The sequence below is a fragment of the Hyphomicrobium sp. genome, from assembly GCF_019744875.1.
In the GTDB taxonomy this organism is placed as follows: domain Bacteria; phylum Pseudomonadota; class Alphaproteobacteria; order Rhizobiales; family Hyphomicrobiaceae; genus Hyphomicrobium_C.
On sequence record NZ_JAIETU010000017.1, the window covers coordinates 144,084 to 160,366 of the forward strand.

Sequence of the window (16,283 nt, forward strand, 5' to 3'; positions counted from 1 at the left end):
CGCCGCGCTAGACCTGCATCAAGAGGCTGGATGCTAGGTTCAGGTCGATACGAACACGATCAAGGCTTGAAGCCGGCAGCGAGACGTCATGAGAGATGGGCGCCAGAAGGCTAGTTGGGTTTCCATCCGGCATCAGCCGCCCTCTGCGCAAGCTGCAAAAGGCGCATTGACTGACGATCGGTCGGGATCATCTCCGGCATCCTGCAAGCAGGTACCAGTGACTTTTCGTCTTCAGGGGAAAGAAGGCCTTTCGAGCGGGCGAACCGTCTTAGTGCTTCCCAGTACTCTGCATCCTTGCTCATCACTGACTTTACGGCATCGAGGCCGCGTTCGATCGAACCAGCGGTCTTCTGCTCGCGTCTTGCTGCGTGCTTGACGTCAGGCGACACAGTGTACGCGTCAAAACCCTTGGCTATCGGAACGGGCGTATCGAGCGCTATTTTGCGGCAGGCCTGCTGCTTTGCCCATTCGGAAATGTCCCGGCCTGCGAGGGGCGGATTCCGAAGAACTCTCGCCATGACCTCGGCTATCGCTGCGATCTGTCGTTCAAGAAGCTCACCCGCGCTTTGCTGGGACCAAACCCGGAGATAGTCGAGGAGCCCTCCGTTCGATTCATCGATTCCTAGTTTGGCGACTCGGGCAGCAGTATAAGCCGCGATTTTTGCTCGATAGCCTCCCTCGTACCAACTCGCTTCCGATATGATGCGCTCTATCGCCTTGAACAAGATGACCTTCGCTACAGCCGTTCGGAACCAGTCATCGCCGTAAAGATCGCGGGTTCCTTCGTCCTCCCATTCCCTGCTGATGCGCTCAGCAAAGGATACGAATGCCTTCTCTGGGCCTTTGCTTGCGATGTCGGGCTCGAGATTGAAACAGCACTCGATCTTGGCGAAGTCCGTCTTCTTGATGACCTGGGATCGTGGGTTGACGAGCAGGAACTGGTTTTTCTTTGCTGCCGTCAACCCTGCCTGGTCGTTGAGGTGCTGGCCTCGGGCGCGCTCGTAGTACCAGTGCGTCTGTATTTGTGAGCCAGCCACGGCATGAGTGAGCACGCGCCGCGAGATCTCCTCCATGCGGCGATGGAAAGCATGATTGGCAAAAAAATCACTCGGCTTGACGCCGTTCTGGCTGTTGGCGAAACGCGAAATCAAAGGAATAAGGTCTTCAGTCAAGGATTGCGGAACGACAGAGAGTTTCATCGGCACGAACACGGTGCCAGGCTTCAGGCTGCCGTCACGCAGCGCGGCGGCGAGCGATGCCGTCGTCTGCGCGCCATTCACGATCTGCAGATCGCTTGCTGACGTGATGATGATGGAGCCGCTCGGCCCCTGAGCGATTGTGACCTCGCCGGCAGTCGTGGCAATGCCATTGTTATAGGCAAAAAACTTGGCGGGGTCTTTCGCGACTGTAGCAGCGATCCCCTTGTTGACTTTGCCTGTCCGCCCGAGAAACGTACGCACATTGCCTTCGAGAAGCCGACTGCCGTGCTTCGTGTACATCTCTGCAAGAACCTCTCCGGGCACGACCGTGAGATAGCCTGTATAGTCGCCGGAGCCGACCGAGGCCGGCAGCACAGATAGGCCACCATCCGGGAGTGATGAGAAGTCGACAATCAGATCGTCCCTGGCACTGCGCGCATCGTGAATGCGGCGAAGTCTGCTCAGGTCCCAGATCTGGAAGGTTACCGCAATATCCTCGGATGTTCGCCCCGCGGGAATCTCGCGAAGCCTTTCGCTCACGGGCCTGTCCGTGAGCACATGCAGCCGAAGAGCGGCCGGCAATGATGCAGTCTGGATTCGTTTTGCCAGCGCCCAAAGCGGCCTGCTCTCCTCGATATTCGCAGTCAGCCATCCATCCCGTGATTGCTCGAATATGCCGAGCAGACGATTGAACCCCTGTTCCCTTGCCTCCGTCAGGCTGAGAGTGCCCGATATTGTAGGGGACCCGTCGTAGAGCACCATGTAGAGGTGCAGGGAATCATCGGCTTCATCCATCGACCATGCGTCGACTTCAAGTTTGCGATTCCTATGCCCAGTCAGGGTTTCAGAACAGAGTTCGGTGTCGGGAATTTCGTCAGCCTCAGCGAGACGCTCCAGTACTTCGGACGTGAAGCCTTCCCGCGCACTACATGAGATAACCTCCGCACGCGATGCGCAGGCGGCCAGCAGGTCCGACCGGAATTCATCATCGGTCAAGGCATCGACCCTCTCGTTGCTGGAAGGGCCAGAACATAGGACGCATCAAGAACGCCTTGGGGAACATTGTCGGGTACCAGTCGCGGAAACGCGTCATCCACCTCGTACCGGTCGATACTGTCGAGGCGGACAACAACTTCGCTGACATCCTGAGTGTCATCCCAGCCCAGGAACAAAAGAAGTTGTTCCAGCGTTGCGAGCGCAACAGGCGCGTCGTTCAAGATCTGCCGTAACCGGTTGACCAGTGTGCCCGCTGTTAAGGCGCCTTGCGCATTGATCCCGGTGTCTTCGAGCCTGACGACTGCCAGCCGGAGGCGGTCACCTCCGGCATCGAGTTGCTGAAGTCCATTGATGCGCACCTGACTCGCGTTGCGACCGATGGCCTTGACCTCGATCCGGTCGCCATTGGGCAGTTGGAAGTCCTGGCTTGTGCCAAGTGGTCCCGTCCATGCAGCAACAGCCGCGTCCTTTCCAAGCGCAGGAATGAGATCAATTTCGAGAATGAGCAGCTCGCCAATGAGACCGCGCAGACGTTCGGGTCCAAGACCGCCCCTTTGCGACTGCAGTAGACTTTGCCACCGGTCCAGCCGGGCCAATACCGCACCGCCAGCATTTCTTGGGTCGACGCCGCTTCTCGTGAAGTCGATGATGTCCCGACACAGTTCGGCGAATACGGTCAGCAGCCTTGGCTCAGTGAGCTGGAGGCGGAGCGACCATCTGCCGTCGGCGCGCCGGCCAGCCTCGGTCGCGATTGCACGCAGCTGCGGAGCTTGAGGCGGCTGCGTGTCTGTGAAGACGACGATACCCAGCAGATCAGGAGGCTGGAAGTCCGCATAAAGGTCGATGGGATGAGTCGCGTCGATCCGGCGCTGTGCGCCTATTCCCTGTCCCCTGAGCGCATTCCATAGGTCCTCAATCGGCATCGTCTTCCTCTTCGAGATCGTCGCCGTCGAGTTCAAGTTCCTCCTGGGCTACCTTGTTGAGGCGGTAGACGACTTGCTCGGTCTGACCGTCGTCGGTCCCTGGAAAGTGAAGCCCCAGTGCGGGCAGGACAAGGTTGTTCCGGAAGGGGGTTTCCTTGCTGCCCTTTTTTCCCTCGCGCTCGTAACCGCGCAGCAAATACAGAATGAGCAGCGGAGATGTCATGGCTCTCCGGAAAGCGTCCTCCGGAATTTGCTTGAGATCAGGGTCAGCAGCCCTGGCATCAATGCCCACCTGCTCAACGAACTCCGCCGGCATGCCAAAACGCACATCGCCGCTACTGCCGACGCGTGCTGCTTTTCCCGATACGAGGAGATATTGCGGGTTCCTCTTCCGGTGGACGACGCGGCGTTTCTTGGCGTCCAGCTTCAGTGTAGGCGATCCGGGAAGGATGACCTCATCCCCTCTGCCTCCAGTCGGAACAGCGACTGTCCAATGAGAGAGTTGTTGATCGTCCCTCGCGACAGCTGCGTTGAGAAAGTCGGCGATCGCATCGGCCTGAAAGTCGTGGTTGAAGGGGTGAACAAAGAAGCTGTCGAGCAGTGTGGCGATCCGAGTCGCAGATACCCCGGTCCAGACGATTGCCTGACCGGTCGGCGAAGGAACCGGTGGTCCCTGTTCGGCCGAGAGTTCCGAAATAAACTGATCCAGGAGATCGAGATTGCCTTCATTGCGCTTGCTGTCGGCCGGAAGTGTTGGCGTTTCGATGCCCAGTCCCGCGAGCGATATTTTGCGGACTGCGCCGACAATATTGACGCCAGACGCCATCTTGTTGCGCGCCGTGATCAGCAAGGTGCCAGGGTGGGTCCGCACGCGAAGCCCGAATTCCGAAGGCGTTGCCTTCCGTCTCTTCATGCGTTTGAAGTCATGCTTCAGTTCAGTGGTGGCTTCTGCGATGTGCCGATACCAGCGCTCCGCATCGACCGACATCCAGACTCTGCAGAGGTCCTGGTATCCGGGCCTGTAGCCGAACCAGCGGCCCATCTGGAGCAGTGTGTCATACGCCTTTGAATTCCGGAGGAAATAGCTGACGCTGAGATCCTCAAGGGTCAAGCCGCGGGAGAGGCTGTTGCCGCCGACAGCAATAACCCTGAGCCCGGGGGGCTCCTTGACTGCCCTGTAGTCGAGGCTCTTGGCCCCGGTGCGCTGATTCACCGGCTGCACCCGGATCGGCGAAATGGCGTCGTGCAGAATGGAGAGCACGTCGCTCCAGTCGCAGCCGCAATCGGCCAGCTCTTCGGTGAACAAATCGCGAAGCGCAGAAATTTCCGGTGACTGCTTGGCGGCTTCCTCTGGAAGCAGTTTGCCATAGAGCCGAACCTGCGCCCGGATTTGTTCGATTTCCAGTTCGATCTGCGCTGCGACGGTATTCTGGATGTCAGTGAACCTTGAGACATTCACGAGCATCGAACGGTGAATGTGTTTTTCAGGTCTGCCGCCAGCAACCACGCGCAAGTCGCGCACGGCGCATGTCAGGAGGAAATAGCGGAGAGCCTCGCGCAGAGTATCGGGGCATTCCCCCACGGGATCTTCGCGTTTGTGATCGACGGGAAGCCAGTCGTCCGAATCGTCGATTGTCCGGATGCCAGCCTCACGCGATATCCTGTCAGCGGCTTCCGGATCTTCCGGATCCAAGGGAGAAAAAAGGACATTCATTCCGACGTAGTTGTCGGGTGGTTCAAGCAGATGAATGAAGTCGCGGGGAAACAGATCATCGCCAAGCATCTGGTCGGTTGAATCGGGGTCTACGAAAATGTTGGCGAAGGGGGTCGCCGTGAAGCCGACGTAGCTTGATCGCGTGAACAGGCCAAGAAGGTCACGAATGGCACCGTTTATGGCGGTAGTCTGGTTGGGCCGGTTGCGCGTGTTGATCGAGGCGTTGTCCGCTTCGTCGTCGATCAACAGCAACGGGAGATCGATACTCCCGTGCCGGTCGGCATTCCTCGCCCGGAGCCACGCAGCAAGGTTCGTCAAGACGCCCTTGTTCTTCTTGGCGACGACGAGCACAGGCTCACGGACGCTATTGAGCGAGATGTTGAGCGCAGAGACGATATCTGCCTTGAAGTCTTTCTGTGACGAGGTGAATACGATCCCGTCACGCTCACCGTTGATTTGACCTACGCCGACATAGGTTTTGTGCTTGAGCTGGCCCTTTGTGAGGAACGCACTGCTATCCAGCCCGACAAAGGAGGCGTCGAGCCGTTCCTGCGTTTGTCTGCGTACATTCTCAAGCGTGCCAGAAAGCAGGATAACCATGCGGTACCCGGCATCGGCTGCCTTGCAGATGAGCGCCGCGTAGGACGCGGTCTTGCCCGACTGCACGTCGCCTACGACCAGACCTCTGCGCTTCCACGCTCCGGAAATATTCGGGTCGCCCAGAAGATCAAGAAGCTCGTTCGTAGAGCGGCCAAGCGTAGCGGCCACCAGAGGCGGCCAATCATCATGCAGGAGAAATTGGTAGTACCGGTCCCAGTAGAAGGGGGTTATCGAGGCGCGGCGGGCGTCGAGCCAGGGAAGATGTTCCTGATCCCCCGTCAGGGTCTCGCCCATCTGCATGCGGATTGCGAAGCGCGAGTGCAGAATCCTCTGCGCCTGCTCCACCGCTTCCTGCGAGGCACTGAACGCGGCGGCCAGCCGATCAAGGACCTCCTTTATCTCGGCCTCGGTCGGTGGTGGCTCCAGCCGCAGTCCGCCGGTCGCCATGCGCACGAGGTTTTCCGCTGACGCATCCATAGTCATGTTTACAGTCTCCCAAGAATGCGTCGTGCAGCATCTGGATCGCGGCTGAATGGTTCGGTGATCGGAAGGTTTTCAAGCATACGCGCCGCCAGCTCGGGCTTGTCGGCAAAAGCAGCTTTCAGCTTCCTTGCCAAGGTCTCAAGTTCCGCTTCGTCGAAAGGCGGCGGCTCAGCCACAGGCTGATCGTTCGATGTATGGATGTGAATGTCGTGAATTGGGAGGCTCTCTTCTATCAGCTTGAGGATGGAAGAGAATTGTTGGGTTTCTTCCGCGCCCGCGAGCAGCATCCGGACCGCCGGATGATCCTTGTTGATCCGCCATGCCGCTCCGCCGTCGCGCATGTCGACACGCTGCCAGAGCGGGATACGGCTGGTGTCATCGGCAGGAATGCCCTTGTGGGTATAGACCCGCCGACTTCGATCGATGACGCCACCAACGATGCGACGCAGGTGGGGTCTCAGGAGCGGCGGTGGCTCTGCGATCGTCTTGCGGATATCGACTTTCCACAGGCGGTCAAGTTCGACCGGTACGTCGATGCGAATGCGCGCCAGCCTTATCAAATCATCGGTGGGGACAATGCGGAACCATCCGCCGGGGACGACGAGCCGGCCTCCCCTGTAGATATAGAATCCATGTCTGGTCTTGAGAGACTCGCGCCCGCCTGCCCGCTCAAGATCGCCGGGCTTCAGGCGGGAGGGGAACGGCAATACGAAGGGAGAAACCTTGACCGCGTGGCCGTCAATCCAGATGGGTTCAGCATGAAGCGCCTGCCCCCGCGAATGCCCTTCAAGAAAAGGGTCTATGAGCACCAGTGATCGTTCGTTGAGCAGGACAGAAAGAGGGTTTCCGAATTCTCCGCCAAGATAGCGATGGAATACCAATGCGAGGTGATCTGCCGCATCGAGGAACGCCTGCTCTCCGGCAACATCGGTGCGGTCAAGCTTCTCCCATATGACTGCCGTCCCCTTTCCCTGCTGTTGCAGTATGTAGAGCGGTTCTGCCGGAAGCTCGTCAGCCACCGGCCGCTCCAGCCACCACGACTCGCGCCGGTCGCACTCATCGAGATCCCACCTGGCGATGTTGAGTCTGCCATCCCTTAGGGACGCGACGGTGAGGCGCTTGCACTGCGAGAGGGATGCGGTCTTCAGGCCAAGGCCAAACCGTCCGAGGTCGCTTCCGGAGCGGACATCGCGGGGATCGCGGCTGCCGTAGCGCATCGCAGCGATGAGACCCGGTTCGTCCATGCCGTTGCCATCGTCAACGAGGGCCGCATACGGGACTGGCACCATTGACAGGGCGATCCGGACAGTCCGGGCTTCAGCTGCGATACTGTTGTCGACGAGGTCGGCCAGGGCTGCGGCAGTGTTGTAGCCGACAGAGCGCAACGATTGCATGAGCATGGAGGCGAGCGGAGGAAGCTCCATGCCACGATCGATGGTCGGCTCAGGGCGGCGGGCGTCCATGATTTGGGCCATAGCGGAGATTAAAAGACAACCGGCGCATATGATCCTGGGAGCACCGGTGTGTAAAGGCAGGGGAAATTGAAGGCAGATTGAAAATGCGTGACAGAATCAAACTCTATCCGTGTGCAGAGCCCGGCGTTGACCGGAATGCGCGTCAGGTCTCGTTTTCCACAACGGACAGGTTTCTCCATGACTCCTAGAAACGTGCTTCAAGCTGGCGAGCCTGTCCTCCCGCAACGGCTCCATCGCGGCGATATCATGAGTCCGGCGACGAGAAGCGCGTTGATGTCCAGGATACGGGGCAAAGACACGGCCCCCGAACTTCTCCTTGCGCGGCTCCTGAGACGCTCACGGAAGCGTTTCCAGGTTCATCAGAGGGATCTACCGGGCCGTCCCGACATTGTATTCCGCCGCGCAAAAGTGGCCGTCTTTGTAGACGGCGATTTCTGGCACGGTTGGCGCTTTCCGGTTTGGCGACTCAAGCTTTCGGAAAAGTGGGAGGCAAAGATCGAGGCGAACCGTCGGCGCGACATGAGAAACCATGCCCGCCTGCGTCGCGCTGGATGGACGGTCGTGAGGATCTGGGAGCACCAGCTGAAGGCCGATCCCGGGGCTTGCCTCCTTCGCGTCCTAATGGCCGTTGAAGAAGGCCCTCGCGATGGACCAGATGGCCTGGTAACGTCGCAACGTCAGTGATTCGTGCTTTGGAATCGGCCGATAATGACCGTCAGGGGAATAGATCTGTTCTGCGGGGGCGGCGGCAGCAGCTGGGGCGCTGCGGCTGCTGGTGTGCGGATGGTCGGCGCTGTTGATCAGTGGGACACGGCGGCCGCCACCTACCTCGACAATTTCCCGACTGCCAAGAACAATGTCATTACCACGATCTTGTCAGACCGCATTGGTCCCGAAATTTTCCGGTCTGTCGGACGCGTGGATCTGCTGATCGCCTCACCGGAGTGCACCCACCACAGTCTGGCGAGAGGTTCGCGCCCCCGCTGCGGGGAGAGCCAGAGATCTGGCTGGTATGTCAGTCGCTTTATCGAGGAACTTCAGCCAGAGCATCTGGTTCTGGAGAATGTCGCGATGATGCGGCACTGGGAGGGTTACAGCGAATTATTCAATACACTTGAGCGGCGGTACGGCTACAAGTTGACGTCGCAGGTGTTGGACGCTGCGGATTTTGGAGTGCCGCAGAACCGCAAACGACTTTTCATCTTCGGATCACGCAAGAAGAGGCCCGAGCCATTGACACCCAGGCCGCGCCGACATGCCCCGGCAAGCACGGTGATCGACCGTCGGGGATGCTGGAAGGCGGGCCTGCTTGAGAATGGCCGCCGCGCACGAGCGACACTTGAGAGGGTGCGGTTCGGGATCGAGCAGCTTGGAAAAGGGCAGGATTTCCTGACCGTATACTACGGTTCAGACAAGGCCGGCGGATATCAGAGTCTGGATCGTCCTCTGCGGACCCTGACGACCCTGGATCGTTTTGGACTTGTGCAATGGGAAGGCAAGCAACCTACCCTGCGGATGCTACAGGTGCCGGAACTCAAAAGGGCGATGGGTCTTTCGAATGAGTTTCAGCTCCGGCACGGCAGCCGGCGCGATCAGATCCGTCTACTGGGCAACGGCGTGTGCCCTCCAGTAATGAAGGCGGTCGTAGAAAGACTCATCGGCGCATAGTCGCCGTCCAAGTTCACCGCCATCACCACTGAATGAGACAAGTCTAGCGATTAGGCAGGCTTGGCCGTCGGCTTCTTGTTGTTGCTATTGGCGGGTACCGCCTCCATCGCCTTGGCGCGGCGGTCCATGATCTGAACCGGGGTCGCGGAGGACAGCACGGTCCCTGCCCGCGTATCGACCTTCGAGCGGAAGGTCTGTTTGAGGGTGTATTCCTCGTCCTTCAGGCGCTCTGCATCTTCCTTCGTGAAGGCCTCAGCGCCTGTAATGTTGGTGGCCGGGACATAGCGGTCAGAGCCGAGGTTCACGAGGGCGACACCCTGCTCGCGGAGCGCATCAAGCGACTCTTGCGCCAGCTTCGAGGACTTATCGCCAAACTCGATGCGGATATTGACGCGGGCGGCGTCAATATCGATGCCCTTCTTGTCCTTGAGCGCTTCCTTGGCGCGTTCTTTGTCTTCGGCCGTCAGCGGTTTGACGGTGCGTACGGTATCAATCGGCACGACTTTCGTGACGCCTTCATGGGTCGTGAATTTCAGAGCGTTGGCAGACATAATCATCCTTCTTCTGTGTGGGGTTAAACCGAGAAGGATGATGGCAATTCGTCGGAGCAAGTCACGATGCGGTGCAGCAAATTCTTACGGAAATAGGCGCTATTATTTTGCTCGCAGTTTGGTCCAGCTTGGCCGGGGTGGATTCCTCAAAGGCATCCCCAACCCTGTGACGGTCACGGGAATCCTTCTGCTGCCGATCAATGAGCCGTTCAACTTGACGCGGACGTCCATAACGTGCGCCCCGCGATACGCCGAGTCGCGCTTAACCGAGGTTCCTTCGCCGGCCAGATGTCCAAGATCATTTTCGTTCTCAGCTTCCGCGCCAGCGTTGCGGACCGTCCAAGTGACCGTCGCGCCATCCGGCAGCAGATGAGCGTTCCCAAGCCCGAACGTGATTTCGCATCCTTTCGGAATGGGACCGATCTTGTTGACGTCGCTGAACGTGCGAGTCTTGGAGCTTGCCTGAACATTGACGATCGGATCGAAGGTTATGCGTGCGATAGCGCGCCCTCCATCATTCGCTTTGATCAAGGCTTCCTCGCGTATCTCTTCATCGGATGGTACTGGGAAGAAATGCTCAAAGGCTTCAGACCAGATATCAGAGGCCAGTAGCTTCGTCTGAGCGAGCAATCCTCGCTCGGCGATGGAATGTAAGTCTGCCAGTCGGTCGACAAAGGTTCGACAATGGACCTCGGATAGGCGGTTCAGGTTTTCCTGACCATTGGCCGGATTTTTTACAACAAATGTCTTGTTGAGCTGATCGATCATGCTGGCGACAACCGCTGCGAACACCTCATCATCCCCGGTAAGCTTTCTGCGATCCAGCCGCAGATATGCCCTAGCTGCCAATACTGTCAGAAGGATCGATGATGGACGCTCCTCGTCTTTGAATTTCAGAGCGCCCCACATCTTTAGGTATCGGACTATCCTGCGGCAGCGGGCGCGTTCCAGATCCGTGAAAGAATCCTTCCACCAACGGTAAATCGCCTTTGGATCGCTGATCTCCCAGGCGTCGTCTGCGGTGGCGAGAGCGCGCACGTCGCGCTTCGCATCAAGATGGTAAGCAGGAACGTCTATGTGGAACTCTTCCGTGAAGTGAACACGGCTACATCGGGCTCTTGGCTCGTCCACTGCTTCTGCATCATTGTCCTCCAGCTCGCAGTAGCTGGCTAGGCTGGTCTGTACGAACGCTTTGAGTTCGACAGGCGCGTGCGGTCCATCGTCAGGGTTTCCTGACCACTGGAAATAGACGCCCAAGTCGATGTCGAATTCCTGCCCTTTCTGGGCCGGCCTGATCTGCGTGCCGAACTTGTAGGAACCTTGAAGCCAAGATGCCATCGGGCAATCTGCACTTTGAGCAAGGTCCGCCAATAAAAAGTCTCTGAGATCGTTCCATCGCTCCTTCTGAGCTTCGTATTGCTCGTCCGACGGCCGTATCCGCCAGTCTAGGCAGTTTTCTAGGTCGGAGGTCGAGAAGAAGAGATTTGCTGCGATACCCATGGTTATGCCGTCCGATTGTAGAATTTTGGCGCCGCCGCCGTGTGACCGAGGAGGTCCGGAAGAATCGGCCTGCCAAGGTGAATCCGAATGGACGCCTCAGCCAGAGCGCGTAGGTCGGCAATTGCCCCCTCGCTTGCGACGTCGAGAGCCAGCGATCGCTCTTGTTCCGGTGACTGCTCATGATCGATCCGCAAATATCTCTGGCCGAGCCGATGTGCGAGGATGTAATCGGCGTTTAGCTGTTGGGCGGAGATCATCACGCGGGGCAGACGTTGGTTGTCCATCCATCCTATCCACCCCAAATCCCGTGTTCCCGCATTCGAGAAGGAAAACTTGGAGGTGGTTGTGCCTATGCTCAAGAAGCGGATCTGCTCGATAGGCTGCTCTAAAAAATGTAGAGCCTCATGCAGCGCCAGCTCGTCCGGCGAGTTGGCATACAGGCCACCGTCCGCAAAAAGTTCGCTTCCGATCTTGTGAAGGGGGAAAAACGTCGGCGCCGCAGACGTCGCTAGGGCTACGTCTGCAACCAACAGCTTCCAATCCCGGACGAATGTTGGATGATGGTCAGTTTTGAAAACCTGCGGCCCACCCTTCGTTAGGTTTATCGTCGGTACAATCACCCTGTGCTGCAAGTCGCCGATCTTTGTCTCCTTCCCCACCAGCTCTTCGACAGTGGCCCTAAGATTGGTCGAAGAGTATTTTGCCCCGGTGGCATTTGCGGCCAGCGCCAACTTCTTCCCGACCCAACCTTGAGCCGGTGGCAAAGACGAGAAGATGGTGGGTCCAGCCTTTATAAAAGCGTCGCGAATTTTGGCCGCCGGAACACGCGCAGCCAGGCCCAGGGCGATGATGCCGCCCACGGACGTACCTGCGATCAAGTCGAACCGATCGGCGATGGGCTCACCGTACGTTTCTTCAATCGCGGCCAGAACGCTGACTGTATAGAGGCCCAGAAAGCCTCCACCGGAGAGAGAAAGGACTTGAAAGGTCACAGCAGGTCTTTCCCGAAATCAAAAAGCAGCATCGCGCAAGGGATCGAAGCCGCATGGCGGAAACCCGCTCTCGCGGGGTTCCGTTGACGAGAGCCCGGTCCGCCCGCGGGCGGATGCGGCCTATTTTCGTCTGTTATACGGTGACTGGTTTGTCGGCTTCAGCGGGATGCCCTCCACCGAAGCCTTTGCATAAATCGACTCCGGGGTACGACCAGCCTTCAAACCGATGACACGCGTAGGCGTATTTTCCTTGGCGAGTTCTCGCAGCTGTCTCACGTCGTCTCTCGTCCAAGGCTTGCCGTGATTTTTTGGTGTCTTTGCCATGATTTAATCTCCAATTCCTTTCGATTAAATACCTGTCATTTGTTCTTGGAAATTGTCTGACGCAACGTCTGCAACAGAGCTTCGGCGGCTTCAATCTTCCTAAGGATCTCAGGATCGCTCTTCATGTCCTCAAGCGCCATCCATGGAAGCTGCTTCATGGACTCGACCGTTGCATCGAGGTTGGAAACAAAATCCGGATCTCGCCTTTTCTCGCCTGGCCCAAGACGAAGGGACGCCGTCTCGAGATCTCCATCGCGGGTTAGAAAATTGTCCTTGGCCACTGGATCAGCCAGGATGCTCCGAAGTTTTCGCAGGTCCTTCGAATTGGTGACACGTTGCCTGTTGACCTTGTCGACAACGGCGTCAATGACGCTTGGGGTGAGCAACTTCTTACTGACGCCTAGTAGTTCTCGGGCCCAGCTGATGCCGGCACCGTTATCGCGTAGATTGACAAAACGTTCGGAGAGCTCAAACACTTCGACCAGTTTTTCGAGTTCGCGGATAGAAATGCCAAGGATGCTCGCGGCGCTGGCCCTGCCCATGAACTCGACCAGCCTGTAAGCAACCATTTCCTTTTCCCTGGCGTCCCATTCCTTGCGCTGCCGATGGATGTAAATCCAAACGCGAAGGCGTTCCTCGTCGGTTAGTGTCCGGTCGGTGACTTCCACGGGAATCTTGCGGTACTGGTCCCTACCCTGCTCCACCAGCAGTCTTGAGTTGGTCCAACGGCGCTCACCATCAATGATGCGGAATTTGCCCGGCAGATCCGGATGGGGCTCTACCAACAACGGTTCGAAGATTCCGTCGTTCGCCTCGATCTGGCGCTGAAGCTCCTCGTCCTCCTTTGATCCCGCCCGGGGCTGACGATCGTTCGGAACTAGCTCGTCAATATCGAACTTCGCCCGATAGGTTCTAAGAACCGTCGGGCCAAGTCGGCGTTCTTGTATCCCTACGACCTTGGCGCTTTTTGACTCTGGTTGGGTCATGTGGTTGCCGGGGCCGTACCGATGATACGTCCGATCTCTTCATCGAACTGCGCGCAGGTGCGGATAATTGTCCTGAACAATTCGCCCTGTTTCTTCCAGTTCGAATCGTGAGCCTTCTTTTCCTGGACTTGGAGTACTTCCAGTTGCTCCGCGCTCCGCGTGATAGCGGACATAAACTGCGAGAAGCGGTCCGAGGTCATCATGGCGTAGAGTTCGTCGATTTTCGACGTCCGCTCGTCGTTGCTAACCTTCAAACAATGCAGTTGGACAACCTGCTGCCGGAGCAGCATTGCGATCACTACAGCACGCGCCGGATTGGCGAGGATAACTCCGTTGTCGATATGAAGCTGCTTCTTGTCCTTGGGAAACGCAGCAGTCGACAGCACGGCATGATCCGCCTTTGCCGCGATCTGGTCCTGGCGCAGTTTTGTGACATGATCAGAGCGGAACTGCTGGTGGTTTTTTGAATCGTAGACTATGCATCCGCACGTCGCCCCGTTGTGCCGCACCTTGTGGACGATGTCAGCGCCAGCGTTGCCTCTGCCGACTCGCGTGATCTCGTCGTGTGGGAATTCCGCCTTCAGCAGCTCGAACAGCTGAACTTCCGCGCCTTCACCAAGTTCTTCAGCGGTTTTGTTCTGCAACTTGCGCTGAAGGTCGGCTACCAATCCTTCGAGCTTGAGCTTCTCCTCAAAATTCTTGGAGCGCTCAGAATTGACGGCCTCCGTCTTTGCATTTTCCATTGCTTCGCGAACTTCCACAACGCGAGCGTTGATCGCCTCTTCCTGAGACGCCTGAAGTTCGACGACCTTTTTCTCGGCTGCTGCTTTGCCGATCTCTGCCGCAGCAGCCTTCTTCTCCGCTTCGACCTTTCCCGTATGGGCTTCGGCCACCTTTACACTCAGCTCTTGCGCAACGGCTGAACGCGCTTCGAGCTTCGCGGCCTCTTCCCTACTGGCAAACTCCGCGGTCATTTTCTCAACCGTGGCCGCAAGGGTCGTCTTCGAACGGGCAATCTCCGCTTCCAGGTTCGCGGCGCGTTCGGTTACCGCCCTCGTCGCTTCGGCCGCTTCTGTCAGTCTGGCCTGAAGCGCCGCCTCGGCGAGCTTTTTGCCCTGCGCAAGCGCCGTCGCTTCGCGTGTTGCCGCGTCGCTCCTCAATTGCTCGATGGCCGTCTGGCTTTGGGCGCGAAAAGCCTCAAGCTCTGCCGAAGCCTTCGCATCGGCTTCAGACTGCCGCAGACGGTCTTTCGCCTGAATGCGCGCGCTAATTTCTTCCAACCGATCGTTCGGGATCGGCTGTTCGCAATAGGGGCATTCATCGCCCATGGTGTGAAAATGAGGCTTAGTCGAATGAAGAGCGGTCTGAACGGCACCCATGCTGAATCTCCTTAGGAAACTTTAGGATCTAAGTTGACCCAATATCGCCTAGTTGTCAAGCGAGCGCCCCTTTGGCCTGTAGTAACTTGTTTTCAAATAGATATTTCTGACCTACTTGGCGGACTTAAGCCTAACCGCCCCGGATTCTTCGACCATCCTCGACCATGTCAGCGTCTTTAATGGCAACACCGATGGCCCGCATGGCCTCCATGACGATATGCCTGACGCTGACCTGCTCGCGTGCTGCCCGGATTTTGAGTTCAGTCCAGGCGTAGTCGGGCACTTCCAGATTGACGGTCTTCATCTGGCTGCGCGGCGTGGCTTCTGGATTCGGCGCTTCCGATTTTTTGACCCTCGGCGGTTCGTAAACCGACCTCGCCTCCCCTGCCCCATCGGCGACAGGCTTCACTAGCGAACCGACGCCCTTCTCTGCGGCGAGACGTTCAAGCTTCTGGTCGTCAATGTCTGCCGATACCGGCTGAAATGGTGCGCGTTGCTGCTTCATGATCAACCTGCCTTGCGGATGTTGGGGGTATTGGCCTCGTCGACAATGGCGCGGATCTCGGCGAGTAGGTTCACGACTTCGACCCCTGCCCCCTTCCCTGCTTCGCTGACCGTCGGCGGCTGGCCGTTGAGGAACATTTCCCGATATGCCGAGCGCTCAACGAGCGCCGTGCGGAAGAGCGGCAGGCCAAGCCTGGCCAGTTCGGCATAGGCAAAGTCCGTCACCCGGGTGCGCAGCGGATAGACCTTGGTCAGCAGCAGGCGGTACGGGATTGCCCGGCCTGTGGTCTCGCCAACGTCGCGGATATCGCCGACCACGACGAGCGCTTCGCGCAAGTCGGGCTCGGAAGCCTGCGCCGGAATGACAACGAGGTCAGACCGCGCCAGAGCCTTGAACAGGGTCACTTCCCGGCTGCCCGGCAGATCGAGGCAAATATGATCGTAGTCACCTGAGGCTTCAGCATCGCGGAAAAACCCGCCGAATTTCTGCGGCTCGATGGCGGCGACGGTGAGCCCCGTGATCGGCGCTTTGCGCGCCCACCGGTCAAGCGTGCGGTTCTGGTCAAGGTCGATAAGAAGGACGCGGTCGCCTTCGAGCGCGAGCGCGGACGCGAGGGCCGCGCAGGTCGTGGACTTGCCGACGCCTCCCTTGGAGGACGCAAACGTAATGATCATAAAACCTCGAAGAGCCCAACCGGGCAAATATGGATTTGGTGAAATGCGTATTCGAACAAATAAAGGGTACCGTATTCGTTCAATCCGCCAAGTGATGATTTAGAACATTGCGCAATGGCGCACTTGCCCAAGCGGTGGACTGCACAGTTGGTGCTTTGTGCCTCCGCATACTTAGGCAAGCATCCAAAACTACATTTGGGCATTTGCTGATTTGTGGAACAGCGGCGCAGGCTTCGCCATGGTTTTCGGAGCTACCGTAATTGAGCGAGCAAGCGGGACGGTGATGTGGCTTCCTCGTAGTCTGGCGAAAAAAC

14 protein-coding genes are annotated in these 16,283 nt (G+C 58.1%); 2 read left to right on the forward strand and 12 right to left on the reverse strand.

Annotated features, from left to right (window positions below; genetic code table 11):
- Positions 1-110: 110 nt before the first annotated feature.
- From K2Y42_RS20380 to K2Y42_RS20395, 4 genes are read right to left on the reverse strand one after another with little or no spacing between them, the layout of a single operon-like run.
- Positions 111-2,195: an AIPR family protein gene (locus tag K2Y42_RS20380; RefSeq protein ID WP_291156357.1), complete on the reverse strand. Its 2,085-nt coding sequence runs from the start codon at positions 2,193-2,195 to the stop codon at positions 111-113.
- Positions 2,192-3,118 carry a PD-(D/E)XK motif protein gene (locus tag K2Y42_RS20385; RefSeq protein WP_291156359.1) on the reverse strand — a complete coding sequence of 309 codons (927 nt, stop codon included), beginning with the start codon at positions 3,116-3,118 and terminating at the stop codon, positions 2,192-2,194. The genes K2Y42_RS20380 and K2Y42_RS20385 overlap by 4 nt, the downstream gene beginning before the upstream one ends.
- Positions 3,108-5,915 carry a Z1 domain-containing protein gene (locus K2Y42_RS20390; protein WP_291156362.1) on the reverse strand — a complete coding sequence of 936 codons (2,808 nt, stop codon included), beginning with the start codon at positions 5,913-5,915 and terminating at the stop codon, positions 3,108-3,110. Before K2Y42_RS20390 ends, K2Y42_RS20385 begins: the two co-directional genes overlap by 11 nt.
- 2 nt (positions 5,916-5,917) lie before the next feature.
- The gene (locus K2Y42_RS20395; RefSeq protein ID WP_291156365.1) at positions 5,918-7,390 is read right to left on the reverse strand and encodes an ATP-binding protein; all 1,473 of its coding nucleotides are present in this window, start codon (positions 7,388-7,390) and stop codon (positions 5,918-5,920) included.
- Positions 7,391-7,636: 246 nt separating this feature from the next.
- On the opposite strand from K2Y42_RS20395, the gene K2Y42_RS20400 reads away from it, so the two are divergent.
- Together K2Y42_RS20400 and K2Y42_RS20405 are read left to right on the forward strand one after the other, a co-directional pair.
- Complete coding sequence (locus K2Y42_RS20400; RefSeq protein WP_291156367.1) at positions 7,637-8,074, forward strand: very short patch repair endonuclease; 438 nt, start codon at positions 7,637-7,639, stop codon at positions 8,072-8,074.
- 24 nt (positions 8,075-8,098) lie between these two features.
- Positions 8,099-9,058, forward strand: coding sequence for a DNA cytosine methyltransferase (locus K2Y42_RS20405; RefSeq protein WP_291156370.1), 960 nt, complete (start codon positions 8,099-8,101; stop codon positions 9,056-9,058).
- A 50-nt stretch (positions 9,059-9,108) separates the two neighbouring features.
- Here the strand turns inward: K2Y42_RS20405 and K2Y42_RS20410 are convergent, their stop codons facing one another.
- From K2Y42_RS20410 to K2Y42_RS20445, 8 genes are all read right to left on the reverse strand, one after another.
- Positions 9,109-9,609, reverse strand: coding sequence for a hypothetical protein (locus tag K2Y42_RS20410; RefSeq protein WP_291156373.1), 501 nt, complete (start codon positions 9,607-9,609; stop codon positions 9,109-9,111).
- A gap of 102 nt (positions 9,610-9,711) precedes the next feature.
- The gene (locus K2Y42_RS20415; RefSeq protein WP_291156376.1) at positions 9,712-11,109 is read right to left on the reverse strand and encodes a CBASS cGAMP synthase; all 1,398 of its coding nucleotides are present in this window, start codon (positions 11,107-11,109) and stop codon (positions 9,712-9,714) included.
- 2 nt (positions 11,110-11,111) lie between these two features.
- Positions 11,112-12,101 carry a CBASS cGAMP-activated phospholipase gene (locus K2Y42_RS20420; RefSeq protein WP_291156379.1) on the reverse strand — a complete coding sequence of 330 codons (990 nt, stop codon included), beginning with the start codon at positions 12,099-12,101 and terminating at the stop codon, positions 11,112-11,114.
- A 120-nt stretch (positions 12,102-12,221) separates the two neighbouring features.
- The gene (locus K2Y42_RS20425; RefSeq protein WP_291156382.1) at positions 12,222-12,425 is read right to left on the reverse strand and encodes a hypothetical protein; all 204 of its coding nucleotides are present in this window, start codon (positions 12,423-12,425) and stop codon (positions 12,222-12,224) included.
- A gap of 35 nt (positions 12,426-12,460) precedes the next feature.
- Complete coding sequence (locus tag K2Y42_RS20430) at positions 12,461-13,411, reverse strand: ParB N-terminal domain-containing protein (protein WP_291156385.1); 951 nt, start codon at positions 13,409-13,411, stop codon at positions 12,461-12,463.
- Entirely contained in the window at positions 13,408-14,790 is a 1,383-nt protein-coding gene (locus tag K2Y42_RS20435; RefSeq protein ID WP_291156388.1) for a DUF2130 domain-containing protein, read from the reverse strand. Before K2Y42_RS20435 ends, K2Y42_RS20430 begins: the two co-directional genes overlap by 4 nt.
- A gap of 130 nt (positions 14,791-14,920) precedes the next feature.
- The gene (locus tag K2Y42_RS20440) at positions 14,921-15,295 is read right to left on the reverse strand and encodes a hypothetical protein (protein ID WP_291156390.1); all 375 of its coding nucleotides are present in this window, start codon (positions 15,293-15,295) and stop codon (positions 14,921-14,923) included.
- Positions 15,296-15,297: 2 nt separating this feature from the next.
- The gene (locus K2Y42_RS20445) at positions 15,298-15,969 is read right to left on the reverse strand and encodes a ParA family protein (RefSeq protein ID WP_291156393.1); all 672 of its coding nucleotides are present in this window, start codon (positions 15,967-15,969) and stop codon (positions 15,298-15,300) included.
- Between the last annotated feature and the right edge of the window lie 314 nt (positions 15,970-16,283).